Here is a 25,827-nt window from a genome sequence, read left to right as displayed (position 1 = left end):
ATTTCTTAATATTTTAATTTTTAACTATTAAGAATTAAGAACGATTAAGAATCTTCGCTTCAGATGATAAGACCAATATAAAAACAAAAGCTCTCAAATTTTGAGAGCTTTTTCATTTAAAAATATTTTGAAAGCTTATCCAGTTCCAGTTCTTCATAATCTGAAACCACAATATCAGCTAAAGTATAATCCTGATTTTTTGAATGCGGACTTCTATAGGCAGCACAGAAAATTTCAGCTCTGTGGGCAGCCAGTATTCCATTCGTAGAATCCTCAATCACCATACTGTTTTCTACAGGTTCTTCCGCCATTTTTGCGGCCAGAAGAAATACTTCGGGATGAGGTTTAGATTCCTTCAGATCTGCCCCGCTTATTTTTCCGCTGAAATATTTTTCAAGCCCGAACTTTTCAAAAACCATATTGATGGTGACCATTGTTGCTGAAGAAGCCAGAATAAGTTTGATACCGCTTTCATGATAATGCTTAATTAATTCTCGTACTCCGGGAATCAGATCAAATTCTTCATCGTTGTCAAAATAATCTTTGAAATAGGCTCTTTTGGTTGCAGAAAGGTCTTCGTGGGTATGAGACAGACTATATTTCCCGATGAGTGTTTCAAAGACTCTTTTCGTGGAAGCTCCGGTAAAGGAGGAATAAAGTTCTTCGGAAACAGCAATTTCCAGTTCGTCAAATGTTTTGAAATAAGCTTTTCTGTGAAGTGGTTCCGTATCTACAATAACCCCGTCCATATCGAAAAGAACAGCTTTTAAGGACATATTTTGTTTTTTACAAAAGTAGGGATTTGCTTTGAAAGGGGAAAGGGGATCAGGAATCAAGAATCAAGAGCCAAGAACCAAGATTTCAGATATCAGACATCAGATTTTAGACAGAGAAGATTGCTTCTGGTGGCTCATTCAATATTTTCGGATTTCCTGATGTAAACTTTCTCACCCCGAATCCCGCAACTCTCAAACTCGCACCCCGCATCCCAAAACTAATAACTCATAATTTATAACGCTCAAACCCTCAAACTCTCTTACTCATAAACCCGAATCCCGAAACTCGTATTCCCGCACTCCAAAATCCTATAACCCACTTACCCTCAAACTCACAAACTCTTTGTATCTTTGTGGAATCAATCTATCATTTAAATTTTTAAATAAAACATGAGAACATACGCAGGAATTCCTGAAGAAAATGCAACGTTAGAAAATTCTAAAGTAATGTTGGTAACCGTTCCTTACGATGGAACTTCAACATGGGGAAAAGGAGCTGATAAAGGCCCTGAATTATTCTTAAATGCTTCTGAAAATATGGAGCTTTATGATATTGAAACAGGAACTGAGCCTTTCCTTGACGGTGTGTATCTTGCCGGAGAAGTGTCTGAAAATTCTACTCCTGAAGCAATGACAGAAGCGGTTTATCAAAAAACAAAAGAACTTCTGAACAACGAGGGAAAAGTATTTACCCTTTTCGGAGGTGAGCACTCTGTGTCTATCGGTTCTATCCGTGCGGTAGGAGAGAAGTTTGAAAACCTTACCGTTCTTCAGCTGGATGCGCATACAGATTTACGCCCTGAATTTCATGGCTCTACTTCCAACCATGCATGTGCGGTTTTTGAAGCCAATCAGAAGCATAATCTGGTTCAGGTGGGAATCCGTTCTATGGATGCTGAAGAAGCTGAATACCTGCCGGAAGGAAGAGTGTTTTTTGCTCACGAGATCGCCACGAACGATAACTGGATTGAGGATGTTTTAGAAAAAGTTTCAGGAAACGTTTATATTACAATTGACCTTGATGCTTTTGATCCATCCATTGCTCCTTCTACGGGAACACCGGAGCCAGGCGGTTTACAGTGGTATCCTACATTAGAATTATTAAGAAGAGTATTTGAAAAATGTAATGTGGTAGCCTTTGATATTGTAGAATTAATGGATTCTCCTATGGCTAAACCAACTGCTTTCTTAGCGGCTAAGCTATATTACAAAATGCTTGCTTACAACCACATCTATAACAACAACTAAAATTCCGCAAGAATCAGATTTTTTCTGCTGTATATTCTTCGGAAATTTGTGAGGTAAAAAAGAAATATTATGTCCGCACAAAGTCAGATAGATTATAACAGAATTGCCAAAGCGATAGAATATATCCAGAGCAATTTCAGACTTCAGCCAAGTTTGGAGGAAGTGGCAGAGAAAATTCATTTGAGTCCGGCTCATTTTCAGAAGATATTTACGGAATGGGCGGGAACAAGTCCGAAGAAGTTTTTGCAGTTCATCAGTCTTGAACATGCCAAAAACTTACTGAAAGAAGAAAAAGCGAGTTTATTTGATACCGCTTACGAGACGGGACTTTCCAGCACGAGCAGGCTTCATGACCTTTTCGTGAAAATAGAAGGAATGTCTCCGGCGGAATATAAAAACGGCGGAAAGAGCCTCACGATTTATTACAGCTTCTCCAAAAGCCCTTTTGGATATGTAATGTCGGCATCCACAGAAAAAGGGATTTGCTATATGGCTTTTGAAGACGATAAAGAAACAGCATTGGGAAATTTGAAACATAAATTCCCCAATGCTTCTTTTTTTGAAAAACAGGACAGCCTTCAGAAAAACGCACTATCTATATTCGATAAAGACTGGACCAAACTCAACACGATTAAATTACACCTTAAAGGCACCGATTTTCAGCTGAAAGTCTGGGAAACTTTGCTTACCATTCCAATGGGGAAACTTTCTACTTACGGAAATCTGGCAGAAAAAATAGGGAATCCGGGCGCATCCAGGGCTGTAGGAACAGCAATTGGAAGCAATCCTGTGGCATTTCTTATTCCGTGTCACCGGGTGATTCAGTCTACAGGGAATCTTGGAGGGTACCGATGGGGAAGCGACAGAAAACAGCTGATGGTGGGCTGGGAAAGTTCACAGGTCTATTCCGGAAATTCTGTTTTACCTTAGCATATTATTTTACCACAAAAATCACAAAGGTTTTTAATACTTAATTTTCAGAAGTTTAAAAGCTTGAGGAACCCATTAAAGTTCATAAAATATAGATTTTGGCTAAAGCCGGATTGAATATTGTTATCATATTAAAACGGACTAAAGTCCGTTCCTATTGATGTAAACACAGCAAATATGTATACCTGGAGACCTAGTACAATATAAAAATCTTTGATTTTTTTTAAAGCTTAATTGTGCCCTTTATTCTGTGTTTTAATCATCACTTAAAAAACTTTTGTGACTTTTGTGGTTAATAAAATTATTTAAAAAACATCAACTCATTATAATATTCTTACCAATTAAAAATCATGAACAGTCTGTTTGAAGAAATATCAGAATATCCTTTAAATATTCTTCCTAACGATGGAACAGTACATTATTACGGGAAGGTTTTCGGAAAAGAGAAGTCACATTTCTTTTACGATTATCTGCTCAATCAGATTCCCTGGGAAAATGACGAGGCAGTTATCTTTGGGAAATTAATTTTAACCAAAAGAAAAGTAGCCTGGTTTGGAGAAAGAGCTTTTGAATACACTTATTCAAAACGGACAAAACATGCCAGATTCTGGACTCCAGAACTGCTCGAACTGAAGAAAAAATGCGAGGAAGTATCCGGAGAAACCTATAATTCATGCCTGCTTAACCTGTATCATGACGGAAGCGAAGGAATGGCATATCACAGCGACGGTGAAAAGGATCTTAAAAAACACGGAGCCATCGCTTCCCTGACTTTCGGAGCAGAAAGAAAGTTTCTTTTCAAGCATAAAACAACCAAAGAAAAAGTAGAAATATTCCTGGAAGACGGAAGTTTACTGATCATGAAAGGAACCACACAGGAAAACTGGCTGCACAGGCTTCCTCCTACAACGAAAGTAAAAACACCGAGAGTGAACCTTACTTTCAGAACGATTGAGGAGTGAAAAAAAAGGTGACTTCGAGAACCTCAGTCACCTTTTTAGGTTAAGAGAGAGATTCCGATTGGTGGCTGAGCCCCTCGAAGCCACACCATTCCCTATAATAAAAAAATCCGACCGCTGAATTCTCAAAGCGACCGGATTTTATGTTTTTGTAAACTATTATCAATACTACCTTTGGAGGCTCTTGAAGCCACCACCTCTATCTTTATTTCAATACCTCAGCCTCAATAGAGCTGTCATTGAAAATCTTGATAAAAGCTTTTGTATAATCTTCTTTTGTAGCAAAATTCGGGTTTTCCATAAATTTCTGAGGATTCACAGCAAACAGCGGCCACCATGTACTGCTGATCTGAATCTGAATCTTATGTCCCTTTTTGAAAGTATGCATTACATCCTGCAATCTGAAATTGACAGCCGTTTTTTGATTGGCCACCAAAGCTTCTCCTTTTTCTCTTGAATTCCTGAATCTTGCAGGCATGATTTCACTTCTTACCATCTGGTGATAGTTAGGGTAAATTACCCCGTCTTTCTTTTCTGCAGGTTTAAAATCTTCAGGATATACATCAATTAGTTTTACAGCAAAATCGGCATCAGTGGAAGAGGACGCGATATTCAGTTTGGCCATAATTTCCCCTGCGAAAGTAATATCATCAGTCAGAACATCCGTTGTGAATGTCAGAACATCCGGTCTTCCAACGGCAAATCTCTGGTCTTCCGACATATAATTCTTAGGCGTAAATCCGTTGAAATCTTTCAGGTTGTCTGAGCTTAATACAGGATTGTTAGGGTCGCTGTAGTATTCAGAAAAACCTTGTCCAGAGGCGTTCTTTAAAGTTCCGTTGGCCAGATAGAAATTAATTTTCTGAGCATTTTTCGGTGGGTAAGAAGCAAATTCTCTCCATTCTTTAGCACCAGTGTCATACATTAATGCTTCAGGAAGTCCCGCATCTTCTTTCGTGTTGCCTTTTAAATAATGGTTAAAGAATTTTGTCTCTATATTTTTCTGATAGTAGGTAGCAATACTGTCACCGAAATAAATCTGATTGTGGAAATGCTTCCCCTGTTCCTGCGCCCAGGCGCCATGTGAGAAAGGTCCCATTACAATAGTGTTTTTTGCTTTCGGGCTTGTCTTTTCAATCGTTTTATAGATATTTAAAGGCCCTGAAAGATCTTCTGCATCAAACCATCCGCCAACAGTCATTACGGCATGATTTACATTTTTTAAATGAGGAAGAAGGTTTCTTTTCTGCCAAAATTCATCATAGTTGGGATGATTCATAATCTCAGTCATGAAAAAATTGTTCTTGTAGTATTTTTCATAGCCATCCTTTAAAGTTCCCATGTCTCTGTAAAATTTAAGACCGTCTTCTGAAGTCTGCTTCACAAAAGTATCCATATACCATGCTTTGTTTTCAGGTTTTGTTTTCTGAATTCCGAAAACAGGAAAAGTTCTGAAATAACCGAGCATAAATCTGCCGTTGTGAAGGAAATCATCATTCCAGAAATCCGAAATAGGAGCCTGTGGTGAAGAAGCAACCAATGCAGGATGCTGCGCCAGAATTCCTACTGCGGTATAAAACCCGGGATACGAAGTTCCGTATTGTCCTACTTTACCATTATTATCTTTAATATTTTTCAATAACCAGTCTATCGTATCATAAGTATCGGTGCTCTCGTCTACATCCTTTTTTGTTTTACGGTCTACCTGTGGAGTCATATTGGTGAAAGTTCCTTCACTCATATACCTTCCGCGTACATCCTGGAATACAAAAATATATTTGTCTTTCATCAGATACTGGTTCGGGCCCAGTTTCGCTCTGTATTCGTTTTCACCGTATGGAGCAATGCTGTAACAGGTTCTCTGCATCAGAAACGGATATTTGTTTTTGTTGGAAATATCCTTAGGAATATAAACGGATGTGAAAAGTTTTACTCCGTCACGCATCGTAATATAGAATTCCTTTTTTGTAAAATTATCTTTTACGAAACTATCCTTCTGGTTGGAAGGCTGTGCGCTTCCGAGGATAAAAAAGAAAATAAATAAAATTGAAATATGGATCTTCATAAATAAAATTTGTCGCTAATTTAGAAATAAAATAGCTCCGATATACTAACTGTGCTCAATCTTTCAACAGAAAGTATAGAAGAATATGAAAAATAAAGAGTCAGGTTTATCTGTTTGAGCTGCGGAATATTTTTCAGGTTCGCTGATTTTGCAGATTAAGCAGATTCTTTTATTGCGATGAGAAAACTGCTTTTTCACGGCTATTGCATCTTTTTTCCTGCAAATCTATTCAATTTCATACTCAGAGAGAACATGATGTAACGTCTCAGGATAAGATCTTCCCGGTCTTCAATATAAGAGGTGGATAAGGTTCTACGGACACTTTGGTTTTGATTCAGAACATCATAAATCTTCATTTTTGCGGTAAGCTGTTTTTTAAAGAACGAGTAGCCTAAGCTGGTATTCCAGAAGTAGAAATCTCTTTTGAAACCCGGGGCAATATTGGAATTGGTATTATATTCAAAATCATTTCCGAAAACAAGCCGGCTGTTGAAAAGATAATTGGTCAGCTCCAGTTTTAAAGACTGGTTCGCAGTATTCACATTGTCAATGCTGTAGTTGGTATATTTGGAAAAATTGTACCCAATTCTGTAGGAAGGTTTTATAGTCAGTTTATCCTTCAGATCATAAGTCAGATTCAGGCCGGGATTCAGACTGTATGAATTCGTAGTAAACAATTGTCCGTTGATAAATCCCTTATTATAGCTGTACTGCAAATTAAATCTTGGGTTTATACTGAGTTTACTGTCATTCCATTTAAAACTTTTGCTTAAACCTCCGCTTACACTCATTGTTTTGTTACCGCTTATATTATCGTAGGTGATAAGCTGTTTCCCCGAATTATCGTAGCGTGAATAATTAACAACATCGTTATTCCTGTACGTAAAATTGATGCTGACATAATAATTCATATTTTTCACAATGTTGTAATTGTTGAAAAACAGGGAACTGTTGTTGGCCCAGGCATTTTTAAGATTAGGGTTCCCCATGTAGGTGATCAGAGGGTTTGAGGTATCTTCGTAAGGAGTCAGCTGCTCTGCACCGGGAATGGTAAAACCCGAATAGTTGTAAATACTCAGCATTTTATTGTCCGAGAAACTATACCGGAAATTAAAACTGTATGCAGGAAGAGCAAAGTTTTTCTGCAGGCTGTATTGCTGTCCGTTATAGACCGAATTCACGTTCATGTCTGAAAGATCAATATTCATGGATCCCCACAGACTGAATTTCTTTTTATTGATTTCAAAAGACAGCTGAGGTGTGATCTGGTTTATTGTTTGTCTTAGGCTATTGGATAAAGGTGTATTGTAATCCGAATAATCGCCCGAACCCATATTAAAATCATTAACATCTCTGGCATTCTTAGACATCTTTGAGTTATATGATATCTCAAAACTTACCATAGCAGAATCGGAGACAGGTTCCGTATATCCGGCACTGAAACCATAAATATTATTCTGATTTTTACTCCTGGATAATTGATTTCTGTTGTCATTTTGATCAGCTCCGGAATAAAATACAGTCTGAGACTTGTTGAGATTGGCATTTTTGGACTCCGAGATGGTACTGCTCATTTTTGCATTGAAAGAACGTTTTTTCTTTCTGAACTGCTTTAAAAAATAAATATAAGGGGTAAAAGTATTGCTTTCTGAATCCGTGGTGGAGTAAGAACTGTTCTCATTCAGCAGTGTCTGATCTCTTGATGTTACAGAGGTAGAATTACTAAAACTGGAACTGCGTGTACTGTTGAATTTGGGTGAAAAATAAATACTGGAAAGAGAATCCAGTCTGATTCTTGCCGAAGTATCGAAATTATATTGCTGGTTTTCACTTTCACTCTTATTCTCAGAACGGGTATTGAGCGTATATTCCGGAAGAAGGGTAGTTCTGGATACCTTAGATCCTGTCTCCGAATCAGAATTGGAACGGGTAAGGCTGAAATTATCCAGATCAATGTGTTTTCCAAGTTGATCATTGTAATTGATTCCTACGGTCGTAGACCTCTGAATTCCCTTACCAGAACTTCCGGACATCATAGAAGAGCCTCTGCCGCGTTCCATACTGTCAAAAACATCATCATTGGAAAACCCCTGAGAATTAATGTTGTTGGAAGAGGCAATAAGGCTTATTTTGGTGTCATTTTTAAAATAGCTGAGTAATGTACTTCCTTCATAACGTTTGTCAGAGCCATATCCCAGCGTAAGTCTTGAAATAAGTCCTTTATTCTTTTTCTCGTCAATATTAAAATTGATGGTAGCTGTATTGGATTTTGAAGATTTTCCGCTGAGCTCCTCCTCTTTTGTTTTGGTGGTCGTAAACTGGATATTTTTGATGATATCGGCGGGAAGGTTTTTCAGGGCAATTTTTCCGTCCTTATCAAAGAAAGGTTTTCCATTGATCATAATCTGGTCTACATCCTTTCCGCCAACCGTGATCTTTCCGTCATTATCAACCTCCACGCCGGGAATCTGTTTCAAAAGTTCCTCGATTTTGCTGTCCGGTTTTACTTTGATGGCTGAAGCATTAAATTCAATCGTGTCTTTCTTGATCTTTACCGGTGATACCGTAATCTTGATTTCCTCAATATTCTGAACCTTATTTTTTTCCAGTTCAATATCTCCCAGTGAAATAGATTGGCTGATTTTCTCAATCCTTTTGGAATAGATGGATAATTTCTCCGCATCAATTTTTAAAATCGAAGGCTCATTCAGAGCATCTGTTTTCAGGGAAAATTTACCTTCTTTATTGGTGGATGTATAATTGACGATGGAAGAGTCTTTTTCTTTAAGAAGATATACGGTGGCATTTTCTATGGTTTTTTTATCGGAATCGGTTACTTTTCCATTGATGTATAAATGTTGGGCATGCAGCACCATACTATTGAATGCCAATAACAGCAACAATAAGATTTTCTTCATTAATGCTTATTTAGAGGCGTAAAAATATAAAAAAAACACCCCCTTGCGGAGATGTTTATATTTATTTTTATTGAAAATTCAATATTTCAAAAAAAATTACGCTTTTAGATATCTTGAATAAGCATATCCTTCCTGACCGTCATCAGTTTTCACTTTCCACCAGTCATCAGAAGTCTGCTCAATCAAAGTTACTGAAGAACCTTTTGCAGCTTTTCCTACTACAGCAGCTTCAGTAGAAGGCTCCTGTCTGATGTTAAGGTTAGAATCCTCAGTAGCTACCGTTAAAGCAGCACCTGAAGCTAATCCTGCAACCTGTACGTCAATATTGATATCCGAAGCAGAATAGGTAGAATCAATAGCTCCCAAAGCATTCCATACGGCATCTTTTGCAGCAGTATTGGATGCATTTCCTGAAACATAAAGGATACCATCCTGTTCCTGAACCTGAAGATTGGAAATTCCTGCAGATTGTGCTGCTGAAACTACGCTTGAATATTTATCTTGTAATGTGCTCATTTTAAAATTATTTTACCACTAGGTTATTGTTATACTTTCCGATTTTCAAAGCATCTACAGATTCTTTGATTTTTCTTGCCTGAAGGCCTGAAACATTTCCTGTAAGCGTAAGCTGTCCGTTTACAACCTCTACTTTTACAGAAGGGAAATCTTTAACAGCATCCTGAACTTTTTTCTGAACCGCAGGATCTACAGCAGAAGCTGTTTCTACAGGGGCTACAGGAGCCGGTGCTGCGATAGTAGACATATCCATAACGTCTTTTACTCCGGTAATAGCTTTTAGTTTTGTGATCATGGCATCTTTAGACTGCTGATCAGCGAAAGTTCCGCTTAAATGAGCAACTCCTTCTTTTACTTCAACAGAAGCATTGGGATTAGAAGTTACGACAGTTGTAGCCTGAGTCTGAAGATCGGCATCAGAAATTTTCTTTTTACAAGAAACCGCTCCAAAAGATATAGCTACAGCTAATGCAGCCATTGCGATAGTTTTTTTCATAGTTGTATATTTATTTAAGGTTGTTAATACAATCAAATGTAATAATAAAATTTGTACCAAAAGAATAAAAACTCAATAAATGTTTTAGAAATTTTTTGCAATATTTTCTGAATCAGCGATTTAATTTTAATGTATTATAAACTTAATCTCGACTTAACAGGATTATGACAAAATCTTGTACCAATTGAAAAACTATTATATTTGTGGGAATTGAACTATATATATGAAAGGACAAAATAAACTTTTTATTGCCATTATCGTTGCACTGCTTCTGGGAGTAGCAATTGGAGGGGTGGTACACACGCAATACCCTGAAAGTGCGGAACCTTTTTCCAAGAATATTAAACTGCTGGGAACTGTTTTTATCAGATTGGTACAGATGATCATTGCGCCATTGGTTTTCACCACGCTGGTCGTGGGAATTGCCAAAATGAGCGATATTAAAATGATCGGAAGGGTAGGAACAAAAGCAATGCTGTGGTTTATCTCGGCTTCACTGGTTTCTCTTTTTATCGGGCTGATGCTTGTTAACTGGCTTGAACCGGGGCATGTGACCAAACTCCCGATCCAGGATGCTGCAGCCGCGGAAGACCTTCTGAAAAGCAGTAAAAGTTTTTCTCTGGAAGACTTTGTAAAACATATGATCCCTAAAAGTTTATTTGAAGCTTTTGCTACCAACGAGGTACTTCAGATCGTTATTTTCTCTATCATGTTTGGAGTTGCTCTCGCTAATTTAGGAGAGGAATATTCAAAACCGGTCGTTAAACTTTTTGACATTATTGCCCACGCTATTCTTAAAATGGTAGGCTACATCATGTGGTTTGCTCCGCTTGGTGTTTTAGGTTCTATTGCTGCTGTAGTGGCTATGAACGGGTTTAAAATATTTGAAGTCTATGCCGTTTATCTGAGAGACTTTTTCTTCGCCCTGGCTGTGCTTTGGGTAGTACTTCTCCTGGTAGGGTATATGGTCTTAGGAAACCGCCTTTTCGAACTGTTGAGAAGAATCAAGGCACCTTTGCTGATTGCTTTCTCTACAACGAGTTCTGAAGCTGTTTTCCCGAAACTTGTGGAAGAGCTTGAAAAATTCGGATGTAATAATAGAGTCGTATCTTTTATTCTGCCTTTGGGATATTCGTTTAATCTGGACGGAAGTATGATGTATATGACGTTTGCTTCCATCTTTATTGCACAGATCTACGGTATTGAAATGTCCTTAGGGCAGCAAATTACCATGCTTTTGGTATTAATGCTTACTTCAAAAGGAATTGCCGGAGTTCCGAGAGCATCACTGGTGATTATTGTAGCAACCTGTTCCATGTTTGGAATTCCGCCGGAAGGTATCGCATTGATCCTGCCAATTGACCATTTCTGTGACATGGGAAGAAGTATGACCAACGTATTAGGAAATGCACTGGCTACTTCAGCTGTTTCCAAATGGGAAGGTCAGCTTGAAAATACCCCTCAGAAAGTTTAGTAGAATATGACGGAGCAGTATTTAGAAATCCACAAAGCCAATATTTTTGATAAAGGTTTTACCGTAATTCCTTCCGTTTTTTCTGAGGAAGAGATTGAAAAAATTACGGAGACCATTCAAAATGCGGATACGTCAGGAGGGAATTTCAGAAAATCCGATGATCTTTTTGCAGTAAGACAATTCTTAAAAGAAATTCCTGAAGTAAAAGAGCTGGTATTTAATGATACTGTTAAAACCATTGTCAGAGTGCTTTTCGGAGAAAAATATGTTGCTGTAAAAAGTATTTATTTTGATAAGCCGGAAACCTCAAACTGGTATGTTGCCTATCACCAGGACTTGACAATTTCAGTAGACAAAAAACTGGATATGCAGGGTTTTGGACCATGGACTACCAAGAAGAATCAGTTTGCGGTACAGCCTCCTTTGCCTATCCTTGAAAATATCTGTACCATCAGAATCCATCTGGATGATACCGATGAAAATAACGGAGCTTTAAAAGTAGTTCCGGGATCGCATGCCAAAGGAATCTACAGACCGGAAACCATCGACTGGAATACGGAAACAGAAGAAATCTGTAACGTAGAGAAAGGTGGAATTATGATTATGAAACCCCTTACGCTTCACGGTTCGAACAGAACAACAGACGGAAGGAGAAGAAGAGTTATCCATATAGAATTTTCTGATCTGGAACTGCCACAGGAACTGCAATGGTCCGAGAGAATGAATTAAAATCCTACATCAAATGGTATCAGAGGAAAATCAATTTCCGGCTATTGACTCAAAAATATCTAAAGGCTGGACTTTAGCCGTTAAAATATTTTTTTCAATATTCGCCGTATTGACACCGCTGATGACAATTTTGATGGCATGGATTACCATAACCTCAAATATTCAGATTGAACTGAAAATTTTAATGGTTGTGTTGGCGATACTCGTTGCTGCGGGATTTATATGGCTTCTGATTGTAAAATTAAAAGAAAAATCAGGCACGAAAATAATCAGGACAACGGTTGACAGAGCGGGAATTCATTATTACACTAATCAGGGTTTAGTAAAATCAATACAGTACAATCAACTGATGCCACATCCTGAGGACGGAAAATATGACGTTTTTATCAATCTTGATCAGACCGATACCGATATGGATTTGTGTTTTTATATATTTGATGATGCGTCAGATAAAATCGTAATAAAAGCATTATTCATAGAAGCAGAATCTATCATTACTAATGGAAATTTATTAAAAAAGCATTTCATAAAAGGGATTACTTTTTTCAGACCCGACTTGAAAATTTCCCCCGGTATTTTTGATTTGTATAAGCTAGATAGAGATTGATAAACATCCATAACAAAACAAAGCCCTTTGAATTTTTCGAAGGGCTTTGTTTTTAGTCAGGAAGAGGGAGGAGGGAAGTTACTTCCTGTCCGTAGATCTGCTTTTGCAGTTATTTTTTTAATATTTAATCAGGTGAATCTCCAAAAAGTCAATAAAATTGAGGTTCAGTCATTATTCAGACCTCCATTAACTTCCCTCTTCAGACTTCCAGCTTCATATCATCTATTTCACAGAAATCTCATCAATAAAAATATATGCCTCACCGCCAGCTCCCTGATGCCATTCTGGAAGCTTTCCGTAATAATAGGCTTTTACCTTGATGTAGCGGGCTTCAGTAGGAAGAATCTCCGTACTGAAATTTTGAATCTGTACTTTTTCATCTTTAGCATCAATCGTATTGTCGATGCTTTTCAGGAGGATAAAATCTTTTCCGTTCATGGAAGCATAATAGTCCACTTTTTTAGGGAGTAAGATCCAGGCTCTGCTGTCCTGAAGATAAGTTGAGGACAGACTGGTAATCTGCTGAGGTGATTTAAAATCAATAACCGCTTCAAAATCCTGCCCCTGATAGCCATGCCATTCTCCTTTTCTCCAGTTGATATCCCCCTTGATTCCGTCGATGAGTGCCAGTTTTCCATTAGCGGTATATTGCTGGGTTGCTTTTGAATGGATATCGATGTCCCAATAATTAGGCCTTCTGTTGAATCGAGCCATCGTTACTGAACTCTTTTCACCATTTCTCTCTGAGTAGGCATGAACCTGAGTCGTTTTGCTGATTGTAAAAGGCCCTTTGTAAGCTGTAAAAGTCTTTCTGACATTGGCATCGCTGTCACTCAGGGTCATATAATATACTTTATCACCTGCATTGAGCGGAGTGATTTCTACTTTTGCAGAAAAATCGAAGATTCTGTCAGAGGCAATCACCGGGGAAGCTGTCAATTGTGTATACTTAAAATCTTTTGCAGGCTTAATATTTTCAAACCCCAGCTTCTGAAGTTCTGCTTTTCCTGTATTCTTTGTAATTATTTTTGTGGTTCCGTCTTCCAGATGAATTTTAACCTCATCGAAATAAGGAGTGGTCGTTTGCCATTCAGGAAGTCCCGGAGTGACAGAATAAACACCCATTGAACTTAGAATATACCAGGCGCTCATCTGGCCGCAGTCCTCATTTCCGATCAGTCCGTCTGGCGTATTTTTATAGAAATGATCAAGAATATATTTGATTTTGGCATCTGTCTTTTCCGGTTTTCCTACGTAATTGTACAGGTAAGCAATGTGATGGCTCGGCTCATTTCCCTGAGCATACTGTCCCATTAGTCCTGTGATATCTACCTGCTCTCTGCCGGTTGTTTTATCCGGTGCAGCGAAAATAGCATCAATGAACTGTTCAAATTTTTCCTTTCCGCCGTGCGCAGCAATCAGTCCGGGAATATCCTGCTGTACCGAGTAGGAATAATGCCATGAGTTTCCTTCCGTATAATTATTGTTCACTTCTCTTGGATCGAAAGGCTCATACCAGTTGCCGTTCTTTCGGGGCTGCATAAAGCCATTGTTTGGATTGTAAAGATTTTTCCAGTTTTGAGAACGCTTCATGAAATACTGATAATCTTCTTTTTTTTCTAAAATCTTGGCCATTTGGGCAATACACCAGTCATCATAAGCATATTCCACAGTTTTTGAAACACTTTCATGCTCATCATCAATGCTGATATAATTGTTCTGTTTGTATGCATTTAACCCGAAAATATCCAGCATAGCAGAATTTTTAGAGGCCTCAAATGCTTTTTCATAGTCAAAACCCTTAATTCCCTTCGCCATCGCATCTGCAATCACCGAAACAGCGTGATAGCCGATCATGCATTCCGTTTCGTTGGAAGCCAGTTCCCAAACCGGAAGTTTTCCACCCTGTTCATATTGTTTGATAAAGGTATTGATGAAATCTGCCGTTCTTTTTCTGTCGATCAGGGTCATTAGCGGATGAGCTGCTCTGAAGGTATCCCAAAGTGAAAAAACGGAATAATAATCAAAGCCTTTTGCGGTATAAAGTTTATTGTCCCGGCCTCTGTAGCCTCCGTCCACATCCATATTGATGTTTGGTTGGGTAAAAACATGGTACAAAGCGGTGTAAAAGACAGAAAGTTGGTCTTTATTATCAGATTTCACTTCAATTTTCGAAAGTTCTTTGTCCCAGTCAGATTCAGCCTGTTTTTTTATGGTTTCAAAATCATTGGATTTTCCCTCTGCCAGCATATTTTTCTCCGTTCCTTCATAACCTGTGGGAGAAATAGCAACTTTTACAAGAATTTTCTCACCCTTTTTGACTTTATTTGAAAAAGCGATTTTTACTTGGGTTCCATAGTAGAAATTGTTTTTTTGTATACTACCTTTTGGTAACACAGCATGTTCTTCATATGCGTTTGTTTCAAACATAGGTTTTGAGAATTCAATTCTGGCATAGATATACTGATTGGTTGCCCAGGCTTCACTTCTTCTGAAAACCTCAACGGTTTTGTCATCAATGATTTTTACTTCTCCTTCAAGGAGTTTATCCCGGTGATTTAAGTCTAAAATAATATGGGCATCTCCTGCTTTGTTAAAAGTATATTCATGATAGCCGACTCTTTTTGTCGTGGTCAGACGTACATCAATATTATTTTTATCCAGTTTAACAGAATAAAATCCGGCCGAAGCTTTTTCATTTTTATGCGAAAATTTTGAAGAATAGTCTTTGGAGTTTAAGCTTGCATTTCCCATAGTAGGCATCAGCATAATATCCCCATAATCTGAAACTCCCGTTCCGTTCAGATGGGTATGAGAAAATCCATAGATCACAGAATCTGAATAATGATAGCCGCTGCAGCCGTCCCAGCTTCCATCTATCCTCGTATCAGGTGAAAGCTGTACCATTCCGAACGGAACAATAGCTCCGGGAAAGGTATGCCCGTGCCCTCCGGTTCCAATAAAAGGGTTTACATATTGGGAATAATTCTGGGAATATATGATCTGGGCAATGAACAGTGAGAAAATGGCCAGTCTTTTTTTCATAGGATGATTTTATACCCACGAATATATTGAAAATCAACAGAACAGCATGTAATAAAAGAAAGACAGGGATTGTCTTATTAAAAACGATTACAAAAAACACATGAAGAAAATACTACTTCCGTTAATGCTGCTTTTACCTATCATAGCCTTCTCACAAAGCATTACAGGAAAAATAATGCAGACAGGAACCTCTCTTTCATACATTGAGATCATAGCTGTTAAAGATCAGAAGAAACAGACCGCTATTTCGGACGAGAAAGGAAATTTCAGCCTGAAACTTCCTGAGAATGGTCATTATCATATCCAGCTTATCCAGGACGGGACAGAAATATCTTCAGCGGATATCCTGGTAAACGGAGATACAAAACAGGATTTTTTCATCGAGAAAAAAAAGGAAAAACAGATTGAAGGAGTCACGCTCACCGCTAAGAAAAAGATGATTGAAAGAAAAGCAGACCGTCTTATTTTTAATGTGTCTAATTCTGTCGCCTCACAGGGGATGGACGGTGCAGAAGCATTGGCAGCAACGCCGCTGCTTAAAGTGGATGATAATTCGGGAGTCTCCATTGCAGGAAAAAACGGAGTAGCCGTAATGATTAATGAAAGAATAGTCAATATTTCCGGAAGTGAGCTGGTCACTTATCTTAAAAGTTTGAGATCTGAAAATATCGAAAAAATAGAGGTGATTACAACCCCTCCTGCAAAATATGAAGCCCAGGGAAACAGCGGGTTAATTAATATCGTTTTAAAGAAAAACCAGAATCTGGGCTGGAGCGGAAGCCTTACTACAAGTCTTCAGCAGCAGACGTATACAGGTTTCTCAAACAGTGCAACGGTCAATTATCAAAATGAAAAACTGCGATCTTCGCTGAAGCTGCGACATTACGACTACCAGAAAAGATCTTACGAAAATTATACAATAGAAGGAGCAGACGGTCTTAAAAGTTCGGATAACAGGAGGGATTTCGGGGATGGACTTGGTGCAAATTTAAGTGTTGATTATCAGATAGGAGCAAAATCCAATATAGGTTTTATTTATGATTACGGATTCGGGCACTCCAATATGGATATCGAAAATACGTCAAGGTATTTTCAGAATGGAAATTTTACGAACAATCTTTCTACCTATGCGGAACACAGAGCTAAAAACCGGCAGCAGACGGCAAGTGCTTATTATGATCTTAAATTTGGAAAACTGGATCATAAACTGAGTATTACCGGAAACTATTTCTCTAATATTCCGGAAAGTTTAATTGATTTTACCACAACGGAAAGCGACGGGGACAGCTTTGTAGTAAAAACACCGTCCAGAGTCGATTATAAAATCTATTCCGGACAGGCAGATCTTACTTTGCCTTATCAGTTTGCTAAAATGGAAACAGGAATAAAGTTTACGAATTTTGATAACAATTCAGATATTTCGTATCAGAATTTGAATAACGGAAACTTCATTACAGATCCTCTGAAAAGCAATGTATTTGAATACAATGAAAAGAATTATGCTGCTTACCTCAGCTTTGAAAAAAGTTTCAGTGAAAAATGGTCTGCCAAAGCAGGAATCCGGTATGAGTATTCCACAGTGAACGGAAATTCTCTGACCTCGGGGCAGCTAACGGAAAATTCTTATGGAAAGTTTTTCCCCACAGCCTATGTTAGCTATAAAAGTAACGAGAACCATACATTCAGTTTGAATTATTCCAAGAGAATCAACAGGCCGGGATTTCGTGCCATCAATCCTTACCGATGGTACATTAATATCAATTCCTATTTTACAGGAAATCCTCTTCTGAAGCCTTCTGTTAATCATAATTTTGAATTTTCTCATATCTATAAAGGAAAACTATCCACATCCGCTTATTTCCAGAGAACGGTAGAAGCGTTTGGCCAGTTGGCCAATCTGAAAGGAGAGAACAGAATCAGTACTTTCGAAAATTATTACAATCAGAACAGTATGGGAGTAACGTTCAATTATTACGATACTTTCTTTTCATGCTGGGAAGCTAATTATTCAGCGGATCTTTCTTATATGGAAACCAAAGTGTTTGCGACAGATGCTGCCTCAAGAAAAGGAAGCAGCTATAATTTTGACTTTCAGAATAATATTTCACTTAACAAAAGTAAAACGGTACAGATTATTCTTAATTACTGGTTCAGACTACCTTCCAATTCCGGGAATGTGTATATGGATTATGCGGGAAGTTTAGCAACAGGTTTGAAACTGAACTTAATGGAGAAAAGTCTGCAGATGAATCTGTTTGTTTCAGATATTTTTAAAGAAGCGAAGAGCAAAGGCAAGATTTTTTATACTACCGGGACGCATTATTACAATAATTATTATGATGCGAGAAGGCTTACTTTGTCTGTAACTTATACATTTGGGAATAAAAAGGTGAAAGGAGCAGATCGTAATGTTAAGTTTGATGAGAAGAACAGGGCGAATTAATTTTGGCTGAAGTGGGAGTGATGGGGAGTTTGTTGTGTTTTTTACCACAGATTGCACGGATTGACACAGATGTGGAATTTGAATTTGGGAATTTAGGTTTTGGCTGAAGCCGGATGAATGGGGATCTATTGATTGAACGGGCTAAAGCCCGTTCCTATTGATGAAACGAAAGTTTTATTCAAGAGATGGCAGCGGATTTTTTGTTTTTTTTACCACAGATTGCACGGATTGACACAGATGTGGAATTTGAATTTGGGAATTTAGGTTTTGGCTGAAGCCGGATGAATGGGGATCTATTGGTTGAACGGGCTAAAGCCCGTTCCTATTGATGAAACGGAGATTTTATTCTAAGAGATAGCTGCGGATTTTTTATTTTTTCTTATGTGGGCTTTAATACATTTAATCTCAATCTACACCTAAAGGCAGAACAGTAGTAAAAAACTTTTGTGCCTTTTGTGGTAGAAAAATTTACAATCAAAAAAATGAAAAGCTGATTAATATCATTTAAACTTCTCCTTCGAACCTGTCATTTAAATAATTTTGCTTGTGAGATTCTGTTCGGTCCGTGCCCAGAAACCTTTTCCAGGATTGGGATTCATGATATACAATTCCCATTTCCCATACACAATAGGTGGGAAGATGAACCTGATTTCTGTCCCAGACTTCAAACGTTCCGGAACCATCGTAATACACACTTTCCCAGAGTTCGTTTTCGCTTCTCCATGTACAGACCAGCAGCAGATATTTTTCGCCGCATCTGTGCATAATCACAAATCCCAGATCATCTTTGTTCTGGAAATTTTCGTCAGCATTTTCAATGCATATTTTGGCATTATTGATATCCTGAGAGGAAATAACGGCAGGGTCTTCGGCAAGATCATACCATTTGAATCGGGTATTTCCAACAGTGAAGATACCTTTGGGAGAAGCATATTTAGAAGGATAAGCGGTAGGGTTCATACGTGTATTTTGTGATGGTGAAATTCTATTCTGCCTGTGAAGATAAGAAATATGTGGCAAGTCTGTTTTGTCATCTTATTTATCACATGAGGTTATAGATTTTATTGATTCTAAATTGTCAAAAAAAACCGTAAATTTGTGAACAATTTATATTTAGTATGTTGACGAAAGAAAAGGTTCAAGATTTCCTTAAAGAGATAGAAGTAGACGATTTGGTGAGTAATTTTCAAATAATGGGTAACGATGTGTATATAGACATGACTGCCCATTCACCGGCAATGCACGAAAAGAAAAAGCTGGAGGCAGCTATGAAGCAGGCCTTTGCCAGTGAATTTGGAGAAGATATTCACTTAAAACTTAAAATTGTTTCTCCGGAACCAAGTGAGATTCAGCAGAGTCAGATCAAAGGTAAACAGATCCCGGGAATTCAGAATATTATTGCTATTGCTTCCGGAAAAGGGGGCGTAGGAAAATCTACGGTTTCTGCAAATATGGCGGTTACTTTAGCTAAAATGGGCTTTAAAGTAGGATTGCTGGATGCCGATATTTATGGTCCTTCCGTTCCTACCATGCTTGATACCGAAGGTGAAAAACCAATCTCTGTAGAAGTGAACGGAAAAAGCATGATGAAGCCTGTAGAGAATTATGGGGTGAAAATGCTCTCAATAGGGTATTTCTCAGGAGCCAATCAGGCTGTGGTATGGAGAGGTCCTATGGCATCAAAAGCTTTGAATCAGATGATCAGAGATGCTGCCTGGGGTGAATTGGATTTCCTTTTGATAGACCTTCCTCCGGGAACTGGTGATATTCATTTATCCATTATTCAGGAAGTACCTGTTACGGGTGCTGTGATTGTAAGTACCCCTCAACATGTGGCATTGGCAGACGTAAGAAAAGGGATTGCGATGTTCCAGATGGAAAGTATTAACATCCCGGTTCTTGGATTAATCGAAAATATGGCGTATTTTACGCCGGAAGAACTTCCTGATAACAAGTACTATATTTTTGGAAAGCAGGGAGCTCAGTATCTTGCTGAAGATCTGGGGATTCCGGTATTGGGAGAGATTCCGTTGATCCAGAGCATCAGAGAAGCCGGAGACGTTGGAAGACCAGCTGCGCTTCAGGAAGGCTCTAAAATAGGAGAAATCTACACTGAAACAGCAAGAAATATGGTGGAAAGCCTGGTAGAAAGAAACAAAAGTCTTCCTCCTACAGAAGCTGTAAAGATTACAACGATGGCAGGATGCTCACCGAAAGCAAAAAAATAATTATTTTCAACTCAAGTTTGAAAAAAGCCGAATTGAATAAAAGAAATATGGAAACAAATATAACACACGAAGATACTGTAACGAGAGTAATGGAAGCTCTGGAAAGCATCAGACCGTTCCTGAATAAGGACGGAGGTGATATTGAGCTTATTGACGTGAAGGACAACCAGGTTTTTGTAAAACTTTTGGGGAACTGTTCCGGATGTTCGCTGAATTTTTCTACCCTGAAACTAGGGGTGGAGAATACCATTAAGCAACATGCTCCGGAAATTGAAAAAGTAATCAATGTAGAGTAAAAAATTACACGAAATATTTTTTAAGACAGGTTTTTTAAGCCTGTCTTTTTTTGTTCTGATTTCAGATTTTGTATAAAAGATCCCACCAATTCTACAGATTTTTACAGCATTATGAATCCATCCACTTCATCGAATCAATGAAATTGATTCCCTCTTTTTGTACTCTAAGCTATGCATGATTAAATTAAAACTTTGTATAAAAAAACAAATCACCCAATCCTCTTTTTTCAGTTATAATCACACTATACCATTTTATCACAGATAAAATCCTCGCGCCTTAAAAGAGCCCTATTCATCACTCCTTGCGCCATTGCGTTTAACCAAAAAACTTTTTATCACCCTAAATAAAAGAGACCCGATGAAAAAATTCACCAGGCCTCAAAAACAAGATTAGAAAAATATAGATTATGAGTTTTGTGCTAAAAACTGTTTGTAGTTCTCTTCGTTTTCAAAATAAGCCACTTCTCCCTCATCACTGATCATTACGATATAAGCTGTAGCTTTATCCACTTTTTTTCCATTAAAAGGATCTATGGCTTCCCGTACACTTTTGTCGTTGGGGATCTTTTCCACACACATTTCGCAGCAGCCATAATAGATCTTTCCGTCATGCGGAACTTCTATCTGCTTTTTGCCCATGTAGGCATTATTAACCATGCAGACGGTTTCATTCGGGACCTGATCTCCTTTTTTATACTTCCCTGAAGAGGCTACAGGCTGTACTTTTTGCACAGGTTCAGGTTGTGGAGTACTTTTACTTTTTTCATTGCCGCAGGCATATAGAATAGTCGCTCCAAAAATAATAAGGGCTGTGTTTCTGAATATTGTTTTCATTATTGATATTATTTGATGTTTACTCCTTCTAAAATTTCTTCATTTCCTTTTTTAATGATCTTATCACCTTCAGACAGTTCTCCGAAAACTTCGATCATATCGTTCAGTATCCTTCCTTTTTTTACAGGAACAAACTTGGTCTTGCCTCCTTCATTTCTGATGATATAAATCCCCATATTACTTTCTACCAGGGCAGATCTCGGGATAAAGAACGTAGCTTCCCGGTTTTGTAGAGGAATAACGGATTCTGCAATCATAAAAGGTTTTAATTCTCTTGAATGATTAATAAAATCTGCCTCAATTTTCTCTGAACGCAACTTTACATCCAACGATCCTGATTTTCTGGAAATAGTCGCTTTGAAGTTTTTCTCCGGAATGGCGCTGATTCGGAATGAAATAGTATCTCCGGTCTGCAGATACTGAACATTAGCTTCAGGAACCGAAAGGCTCAAACGCAGCTTTGAGGTATTTTGAATCACCATCAGCGGAGCGCCGCCATTCGGACCTACATAAGCTCCCAGATCTACATTTCTTTCCGTAATAATTCCACTGAAAGGAGCACGGATAACCAAATATTGGTTAATGTCCTGTACTTCCCGGTACGCTGATTTCGCCGCATTTACCTGAGCCTGATCCGAGAGTTTTCTTGCCGTAATCTGATCTAATGCATCTTTCGCAATAGCTCCTTTGGTTTCATTGGCTCTGTACATTCTGTCATAATTAGATTTGGTGGCAACGTAAATCGCCTCCTGTGCCTGCCATCTGGCTTTGGCATTAGCAGCCTGTGACTGAATTTCAGGAGCTTCCAGAACCATTAAAACCTGTCCTGCACTCACATAAGAACCAATATCTGCGTTGATCTTTTTTACATAACCCGGTATTTTCGCGAATAAAGCAGTTTCCTGATCCGGAATCAGTTCACCGGGAAGTTTTAATTCCACTTTGGGATTGCTCTTTTTGATCTCCACAGTTTCCATGCTGTGCATCATCATAGGTTTCATTTCTGCAGGTGGAGCAGAGGTTTTTTCTTCTTTACAGGAAACCTGAATACTCATGAGACCTATAGTAATGGCTGTATATATTATAATGTTTTTCATTGATGTAAAAATTTATGGGTTGGGATTTAAATAATGAATGCTTTCCTTATCTTCAGGATCCAGCGATGGTGAAACGATTCCTGCATTTTTCTGCATCCATCCGAATACTAACGGAAGAATAACGAGTACAGAGAACGTAGAGAAGATCAGTCCTCCAATCACGGCTCTACCCAAAGGGGCAACCTGGTCACTTCCTTCTCCGAATCCTATAGCCATAGGAAGCATTCCTGCAGCCATAGCCAGAGTCGTCATGATGATAGGACGAATACGGAGTTTGGCCGCTTCAATTCCTGCCTCCGGAGCATTGTCCGTTGATTTTCTGATGGTTTCGGCATTACTGATCAGCAGGACCGCATTGGCAATAGATACTCCGATTGACATGATCAGTCCCATATAAGACTGTAGATTCAGCGTAGAACCGGTAAGTTTAAGCAAAGCAAGTGATCCTACAACAACGAACGGAACAGTCGTTAAAATAACCAGCGATACCCGGAAAGACTGGAAAGTAGCAGCAAGCATCAGAAATATCACCACAATAGCAACGAGAAGTCCCGAAGCCAGACTGCTCAGTGTTTCATCCAGCACAGGAGTCATTCCGGCGAGTTCAATATTCACTCCTTTAGGTAGTTCACCCAAAGATTCGATGGCTTTTTTTACATCTTTGGAAGCCTGTTCCAGATCCTTTTTATGGGTATTTGCAGTTACCGTGGTGTAACCCATAGTCCCGAGATTGTAGCTTTCTCCAAGTTCTTTGGCTGAGGTTATAGAAGCAACATCACCTAAAACAGGACGGTCCGCATTTTTAGACAGAGGTAGATTAGCCAGTTCCTCTTTGCTGTTAAGAATATTTTGAGGCGTCTGTACTTGTACATCATAGGCAATTCCCATCATACCGCCAACCCAGAAGTTTTTGTTGGTATAGCGGGTGGAAGCGGTTGCAGCAACCAGTGATTTGGCAATATCCTGAGCATCCAGTCCAAGCTGTGCTGCACGTACCCTGTCTATATTGATCTGTAGGGCAGGATAGCTCATAGACTGTGGAATTTGCTGGTCGCGCAGATATTCAATCTCTTTCAGTTTGGTTAAAAGCTTTTCCGCATACATCCTGTTCATTTTTTTCATCATTCCCGAAACTCTGATCTCGATTGGATTGTTGGCACCCTGGCTTAGAATCTTTTCCGTGAGTTCTATTGGTTCAAAAGAAATCTGCAGATCAGGCATTTTTTCTTTGTAGTAGGCACGGAGCTCATCTTTCAGCTCATCTGAATTTCCTTTGAATTCTTTCATGGCGACCTGCATTAACGCTTCATGAGGTCCGGCATTGTATAAATAAATCGGACTTACAGCGAATGTAGAAGGGTGTTGCCCGATAAATACCGAAGAAATGGCAATATTGTCTTTTCCTACCTTATTTTTAAGATGCTCTAAAAACTTTTTCACTTTGACTTCCGTAACTTCAATTCTGGTTCCTTCGGCAGCTTTTATTCTGACCTGAAACTGTCGTGAATTAACTGTCGGAAGGACATCTTTTCCCGTAATCTGATAAAGTGCCAGTCCTGCACATAATGCAGCTGCAAGACTGATGCTGACCATGATTTTTCTTCGTTTCATCAATGAAGATAAAAAGCCAACAAAACGGTCACGGAAACCACTGAACCAATCCGGCTTGTGATTTTCACAGGTCTTAGGATCATGTTTCATCATCCAGTTAGCCATCACAGGAACAAAAGTCTGCGACAGGATGAAAGAAGCAATCATAGAAAACCCGATCGCCATGGCCAGAGGCATAAACAGAGATCCCGGGATTCCGCTCATCATCAGGGCAGGAGCAAATACAGCCAGGATACAGAGCATGATCAGTAATTTTGGAAAGGCAATTTCTTTACAGGCATCCCAAATGGCCTGAGCTCTGGTTTTGCCCATGGCAAAATGCTGGTGAATATTCTCGATGGTTACCGTGCTTTCGTCTACCAGAATTCCGATGGCCAATGCCAGTCCGGATAACGACATGATATTGATGGACTGCCCGAATAATTTTAAAAATAAAACTCCGGAAATAACAGAAATCGGAATGGTGAGAATAACGATCAGAGCGGCACGTCTGTCATTGAGAAACAGCATCACCATCAGTCCTGTAAGTAAGGCTCCAAGAATTCCTTCAACAATCAAACTTTTCAGAGCACTGGAAATATATACTGACTGGTCAAATTCATAGGAGATCTGTACGCCTTCAGGCATATTCCTCTGAATCTTTGGCAACGCTTCCTTCAGTTTATTGACCACATCAAGGGTAGAAGCGTTACTGGCTTTTGCAATATTGATATAAACGGAGCGTTTTCCATCAATTAAAGCATAACCTGTAGCGATATCCGCCCCGTCTTTTACTGTTGCCACATCACGGATATACACGTTATCTGCTGTTCCTTTGAAAAGAGGAATATCTCCCAGTTCCTCAACCTTTTTTACCGTATTGTTGGTTGGAGTTAAATAGTTCGTATCACCAATATATACATTTCCGGACGGAGACGTGATATTGTTACGGCTTATGGCTTCAACCACCTGTTCCGGAGATAAGCTGTGCGCGCGGAGTTTGTACGGATCTACATTCACTTCTATGGTTCGTGGGCTTCCTCCAAACGGTGGCGCAGTAGTAAGTCCCGGAATAGCAATCAGGAAGGGACGCGCATTGAAATTGGCAATATCCTGCAGCTGATTATTCGTCTGTGTACTGCTTCGGAATACCAGTTGTCCTACAGGCTGCGAAGACGAGTCGAAGCGAATAATAAATGGAGGCGGTGCGCCGGGTGGTAAAAATACCTGTGAACGGGTAGAAAGCGCATTGATCTGTGCAATGGCTTCCCCCATATTGGTTCCTTCATAAAAATTAACTTTCATCAGGGTGAGTCCCTGTGTATTTTTGGATTCTATGCTTCTGATTCCGTTCGTGAACAAAAGCATATTCACATACATTTTGGTAAAATACCCTTCCATCTGCTGCGGAGTATATCCGTTGAAGGAATGGGCTATATAAACTACCGGAAGATCCATCTCCGGAAGAATATCTACTTTTACATCTTTGGCTGCCTTGATTCCGAAGAACAGCAGGCCGAGTACCAATACCATTACAGATATCGGTCTGCGTAATGCAAACTTTATAAGATTCATG

At 38.9% G+C, this 25,827-nt stretch carries 19 protein-coding genes; 9 read left to right on the top strand and 10 right to left on the bottom strand.

Annotated features, from left to right (window positions below; all coding sequences use genetic code 11):
- Positions 1-116 precede the first annotated feature (116 nt).
- Entirely contained in the window at positions 117-776 is a 660-nt protein-coding gene (locus ACM46_RS06430; protein ID WP_048505815.1) for an HAD family hydrolase, read from the bottom strand.
- A 390-nt stretch (positions 777-1,166) separates the two neighbouring features.
- Between ACM46_RS06430 and speB the strand changes: the two genes are divergently transcribed.
- From speB to ACM46_RS06415, 3 genes are all read left to right on the top strand, one after another.
- Positions 1,167-2,024, top strand: a complete 858-nt coding sequence (gene speB / locus ACM46_RS06425; protein WP_048505814.1) for an agmatinase — start codon at positions 1,167-1,169, stop codon at positions 2,022-2,024.
- Positions 2,025-2,093: 69 nt separating this feature from the next.
- The gene (locus ACM46_RS06420) at positions 2,094-2,954 is read left to right on the top strand and encodes a bifunctional helix-turn-helix domain-containing protein/methylated-DNA--[protein]-cysteine S-methyltransferase (RefSeq protein WP_048505813.1); all 861 of its coding nucleotides are present in this window, start codon (positions 2,094-2,096) and stop codon (positions 2,952-2,954) included.
- Between the two features lie 350 nt (positions 2,955-3,304).
- Positions 3,305-3,916, top strand: a complete 612-nt coding sequence (locus ACM46_RS06415) for an alpha-ketoglutarate-dependent dioxygenase AlkB family protein (RefSeq protein WP_048505812.1) — start codon at positions 3,305-3,307, stop codon at positions 3,914-3,916.
- Positions 3,917-4,118: 202 nt separating this feature from the next.
- Here ACM46_RS06415 and ACM46_RS06410 read toward each other — a convergent pair whose 3' ends face one another.
- From ACM46_RS06410 to ACM46_RS06395, 4 genes are all read right to left on the bottom strand, one after another.
- The gene (locus tag ACM46_RS06410; RefSeq protein ID WP_048505811.1) at positions 4,119-5,978 is read right to left on the bottom strand and encodes a CocE/NonD family hydrolase; all 1,860 of its coding nucleotides are present in this window, start codon (positions 5,976-5,978) and stop codon (positions 4,119-4,121) included.
- A gap of 200 nt (positions 5,979-6,178) precedes the next feature.
- Complete coding sequence (locus tag ACM46_RS06405; protein ID WP_048505810.1) at positions 6,179-8,896, bottom strand: TonB-dependent receptor; 2,718 nt, start codon at positions 8,894-8,896, stop codon at positions 6,179-6,181.
- Between the two features lie 96 nt (positions 8,897-8,992).
- A complete protein-coding gene (locus ACM46_RS06400; RefSeq protein WP_048505809.1) occupies positions 8,993-9,412 on the bottom strand; it encodes an SH3 domain-containing protein in 420 nt (139 codons plus the stop codon).
- 7 nt (positions 9,413-9,419) lie between these two features.
- A complete protein-coding gene (locus tag ACM46_RS06395) occupies positions 9,420-9,908 on the bottom strand; it encodes a BON domain-containing protein (RefSeq protein WP_048505808.1) in 489 nt (162 codons plus the stop codon).
- Positions 9,909-10,131: 223 nt separating this feature from the next.
- On the opposite strand from ACM46_RS06395, the gene ACM46_RS06390 reads away from it, so the two are divergent.
- The 3 genes from ACM46_RS06390 to ACM46_RS06380 are packed head-to-tail and all read left to right on the top strand — an operon-like array spanning position 10,132 to position 12,718.
- Positions 10,132-11,382 carry a dicarboxylate/amino acid:cation symporter gene (locus ACM46_RS06390; RefSeq protein WP_048505807.1) on the top strand — a complete coding sequence of 417 codons (1,251 nt, stop codon included), beginning with the start codon at positions 10,132-10,134 and terminating at the stop codon, positions 11,380-11,382.
- A gap of 6 nt (positions 11,383-11,388) precedes the next feature.
- Positions 11,389-12,111, top strand: coding sequence for a phytanoyl-CoA dioxygenase family protein (locus tag ACM46_RS06385; protein WP_048505806.1), 723 nt, complete (start codon positions 11,389-11,391; stop codon positions 12,109-12,111).
- 13 nt (positions 12,112-12,124) lie between these two features.
- Positions 12,125-12,718 (top strand): hypothetical protein, encoded by a 594-nt coding sequence (locus ACM46_RS06380; protein WP_131707549.1) that lies wholly within the window; start codon positions 12,125-12,127, stop codon positions 12,716-12,718.
- A 222-nt stretch (positions 12,719-12,940) separates the two neighbouring features.
- On the opposite strand, the gene ACM46_RS06375 is transcribed toward ACM46_RS06380, so the two are convergent.
- A complete protein-coding gene (locus ACM46_RS06375) occupies positions 12,941-15,763 on the bottom strand; it encodes a GH92 family glycosyl hydrolase (RefSeq protein ID WP_048505804.1) in 2,823 nt (940 codons plus the stop codon).
- A 100-nt stretch (positions 15,764-15,863) separates the two neighbouring features.
- Here ACM46_RS06375 and ACM46_RS06370 point away from each other — a divergent pair, with 100 nt between their 5' ends.
- Positions 15,864-18,206, top strand: a complete 2,343-nt coding sequence (locus ACM46_RS06370) for a TonB-dependent receptor (protein ID WP_083997351.1) — start codon at positions 15,864-15,866, stop codon at positions 18,204-18,206.
- Between the two features lie 504 nt (positions 18,207-18,710).
- Here ACM46_RS06370 and ACM46_RS06365 read toward each other — a convergent pair.
- Positions 18,711-19,166 carry a hypothetical protein gene (locus ACM46_RS06365; RefSeq protein WP_048505803.1) on the bottom strand — a complete coding sequence of 152 codons (456 nt, stop codon included), beginning with the start codon at positions 19,164-19,166 and terminating at the stop codon, positions 18,711-18,713.
- Between the two features lie 158 nt (positions 19,167-19,324).
- On the opposite strand from ACM46_RS06365, the gene ACM46_RS06360 reads away from it, so the two are divergent.
- A complete protein-coding gene (locus ACM46_RS06360; RefSeq protein WP_048505802.1) occupies positions 19,325-20,434 on the top strand; it encodes an Mrp/NBP35 family ATP-binding protein in 1,110 nt (369 codons plus the stop codon).
- A 47-nt stretch (positions 20,435-20,481) separates the two neighbouring features.
- A complete protein-coding gene (locus ACM46_RS06355) occupies positions 20,482-20,730 on the top strand; it encodes a NifU family protein (RefSeq protein ID WP_002977212.1) in 249 nt (82 codons plus the stop codon).
- A gap of 405 nt (positions 20,731-21,135) precedes the next feature.
- Here the strand turns inward: ACM46_RS06355 and ACM46_RS06350 are convergent, their stop codons facing one another.
- Genes ACM46_RS06350 through ACM46_RS06340 form a run of 3 tightly spaced genes read right to left on the bottom strand, consistent with a single transcriptional unit; the run spans position 21,136 to position 25,826 of the window.
- Positions 21,136-21,564, bottom strand: coding sequence for a hypothetical protein (locus ACM46_RS06350; RefSeq protein ID WP_048505801.1), 429 nt, complete (start codon positions 21,562-21,564; stop codon positions 21,136-21,138).
- Positions 21,565-21,572: 8 nt separating this feature from the next.
- Positions 21,573-22,661, bottom strand: a complete 1,089-nt coding sequence (locus tag ACM46_RS06345) for an efflux RND transporter periplasmic adaptor subunit (RefSeq protein ID WP_048505800.1) — start codon at positions 22,659-22,661, stop codon at positions 21,573-21,575.
- A gap of 12 nt (positions 22,662-22,673) precedes the next feature.
- Complete coding sequence (locus ACM46_RS06340; RefSeq protein ID WP_048505799.1) at positions 22,674-25,826, bottom strand: efflux RND transporter permease subunit; 3,153 nt, start codon at positions 25,824-25,826, stop codon at positions 22,674-22,676.
- Between the last annotated feature and the right edge of the window lies 1 nt (position 25,827).

It is taken from the genome of Chryseobacterium angstadtii (genome assembly GCF_001045465.1).
GTDB classification, from domain to species: domain Bacteria; phylum Bacteroidota; class Bacteroidia; order Flavobacteriales; family Weeksellaceae; genus Chryseobacterium; species Chryseobacterium angstadtii.
The sequence above is the reverse complement of the archived record's forward strand: the minus strand, read 5'-3'. Positions and strand labels throughout refer to the sequence as shown.

What these genes read in the sequence shown, in the direction of transcription:
- ACM46_RS06430 (WP_048505815.1), bottom strand. Translation starts at nt 776, where the DNA reads ATGTCCTTAAAAGCTGTTCTTTTCGATATGGACGGGGTTATTGTAGAT.
- speB (WP_048505814.1), top strand. Translation starts at nt 1,167, where the DNA reads ATGAGAACATACGCAGGAATTCCTGAAGAAAATGCAACGTTAGAAAAT.
- ACM46_RS06420 (WP_048505813.1), top strand. Translation starts at nt 2,094, where the DNA reads ATGTCCGCACAAAGTCAGATAGATTATAACAGAATTGCCAAAGCGATA.
- ACM46_RS06415 (WP_048505812.1), top strand. Translation starts at nt 3,305, where the DNA reads ATGAACAGTCTGTTTGAAGAAATATCAGAATATCCTTTAAATATTCTT.
- ACM46_RS06410 (WP_048505811.1), bottom strand. Translation starts at nt 5,978, where the DNA reads ATGAAGATCCATATTTCAATTTTATTTATTTTCTTTTTTATCCTCGGA.
- ACM46_RS06405 (WP_048505810.1), bottom strand. Translation starts at nt 8,896, where the DNA reads ATGAAGAAAATCTTATTGTTGCTGTTATTGGCATTCAATAGTATGGTG.
- ACM46_RS06400 (WP_048505809.1), bottom strand. Translation starts at nt 9,412, where the DNA reads ATGAGCACATTACAAGATAAATATTCAAGCGTAGTTTCAGCAGCACAA.
- ACM46_RS06395 (WP_048505808.1), bottom strand. Translation starts at nt 9,908, where the DNA reads ATGAAAAAAACTATCGCAATGGCTGCATTAGCTGTAGCTATATCTTTT.
- ACM46_RS06390 (WP_048505807.1), top strand. Translation starts at nt 10,132, where the DNA reads ATGAAAGGACAAAATAAACTTTTTATTGCCATTATCGTTGCACTGCTT.
- ACM46_RS06385 (WP_048505806.1), top strand. Translation starts at nt 11,389, where the DNA reads ATGACGGAGCAGTATTTAGAAATCCACAAAGCCAATATTTTTGATAAA.
- ACM46_RS06380 (WP_131707549.1), top strand. Translation starts at nt 12,125, where the DNA reads ATGGTATCAGAGGAAAATCAATTTCCGGCTATTGACTCAAAAATATCT.
- ACM46_RS06375 (WP_048505804.1), bottom strand. Translation starts at nt 15,763, where the DNA reads ATGAAAAAAAGACTGGCCATTTTCTCACTGTTCATTGCCCAGATCATA.
- ACM46_RS06370 (WP_083997351.1), top strand. Translation starts at nt 15,864, where the DNA reads ATGAAGAAAATACTACTTCCGTTAATGCTGCTTTTACCTATCATAGCC.
- ACM46_RS06365 (WP_048505803.1), bottom strand. Translation starts at nt 19,166, where the DNA reads ATGAACCCTACCGCTTATCCTTCTAAATATGCTTCTCCCAAAGGTATC.
- ACM46_RS06360 (WP_048505802.1), top strand. Translation starts at nt 19,325, where the DNA reads ATGTTGACGAAAGAAAAGGTTCAAGATTTCCTTAAAGAGATAGAAGTA.
- ACM46_RS06355 (WP_002977212.1), top strand. Translation starts at nt 20,482, where the DNA reads ATGGAAACAAATATAACACACGAAGATACTGTAACGAGAGTAATGGAA.
- ACM46_RS06350 (WP_048505801.1), bottom strand. Translation starts at nt 21,564, where the DNA reads ATGAAAACAATATTCAGAAACACAGCCCTTATTATTTTTGGAGCGACT.
- ACM46_RS06345 (WP_048505800.1), bottom strand. Translation starts at nt 22,661, where the DNA reads ATGAAAAACATTATAATATATACAGCCATTACTATAGGTCTCATGAGT.
- ACM46_RS06340 (WP_048505799.1), bottom strand. Translation starts at nt 25,826, where the DNA reads ATGAATCTTATAAAGTTTGCATTACGCAGACCGATATCTGTAATGGTA.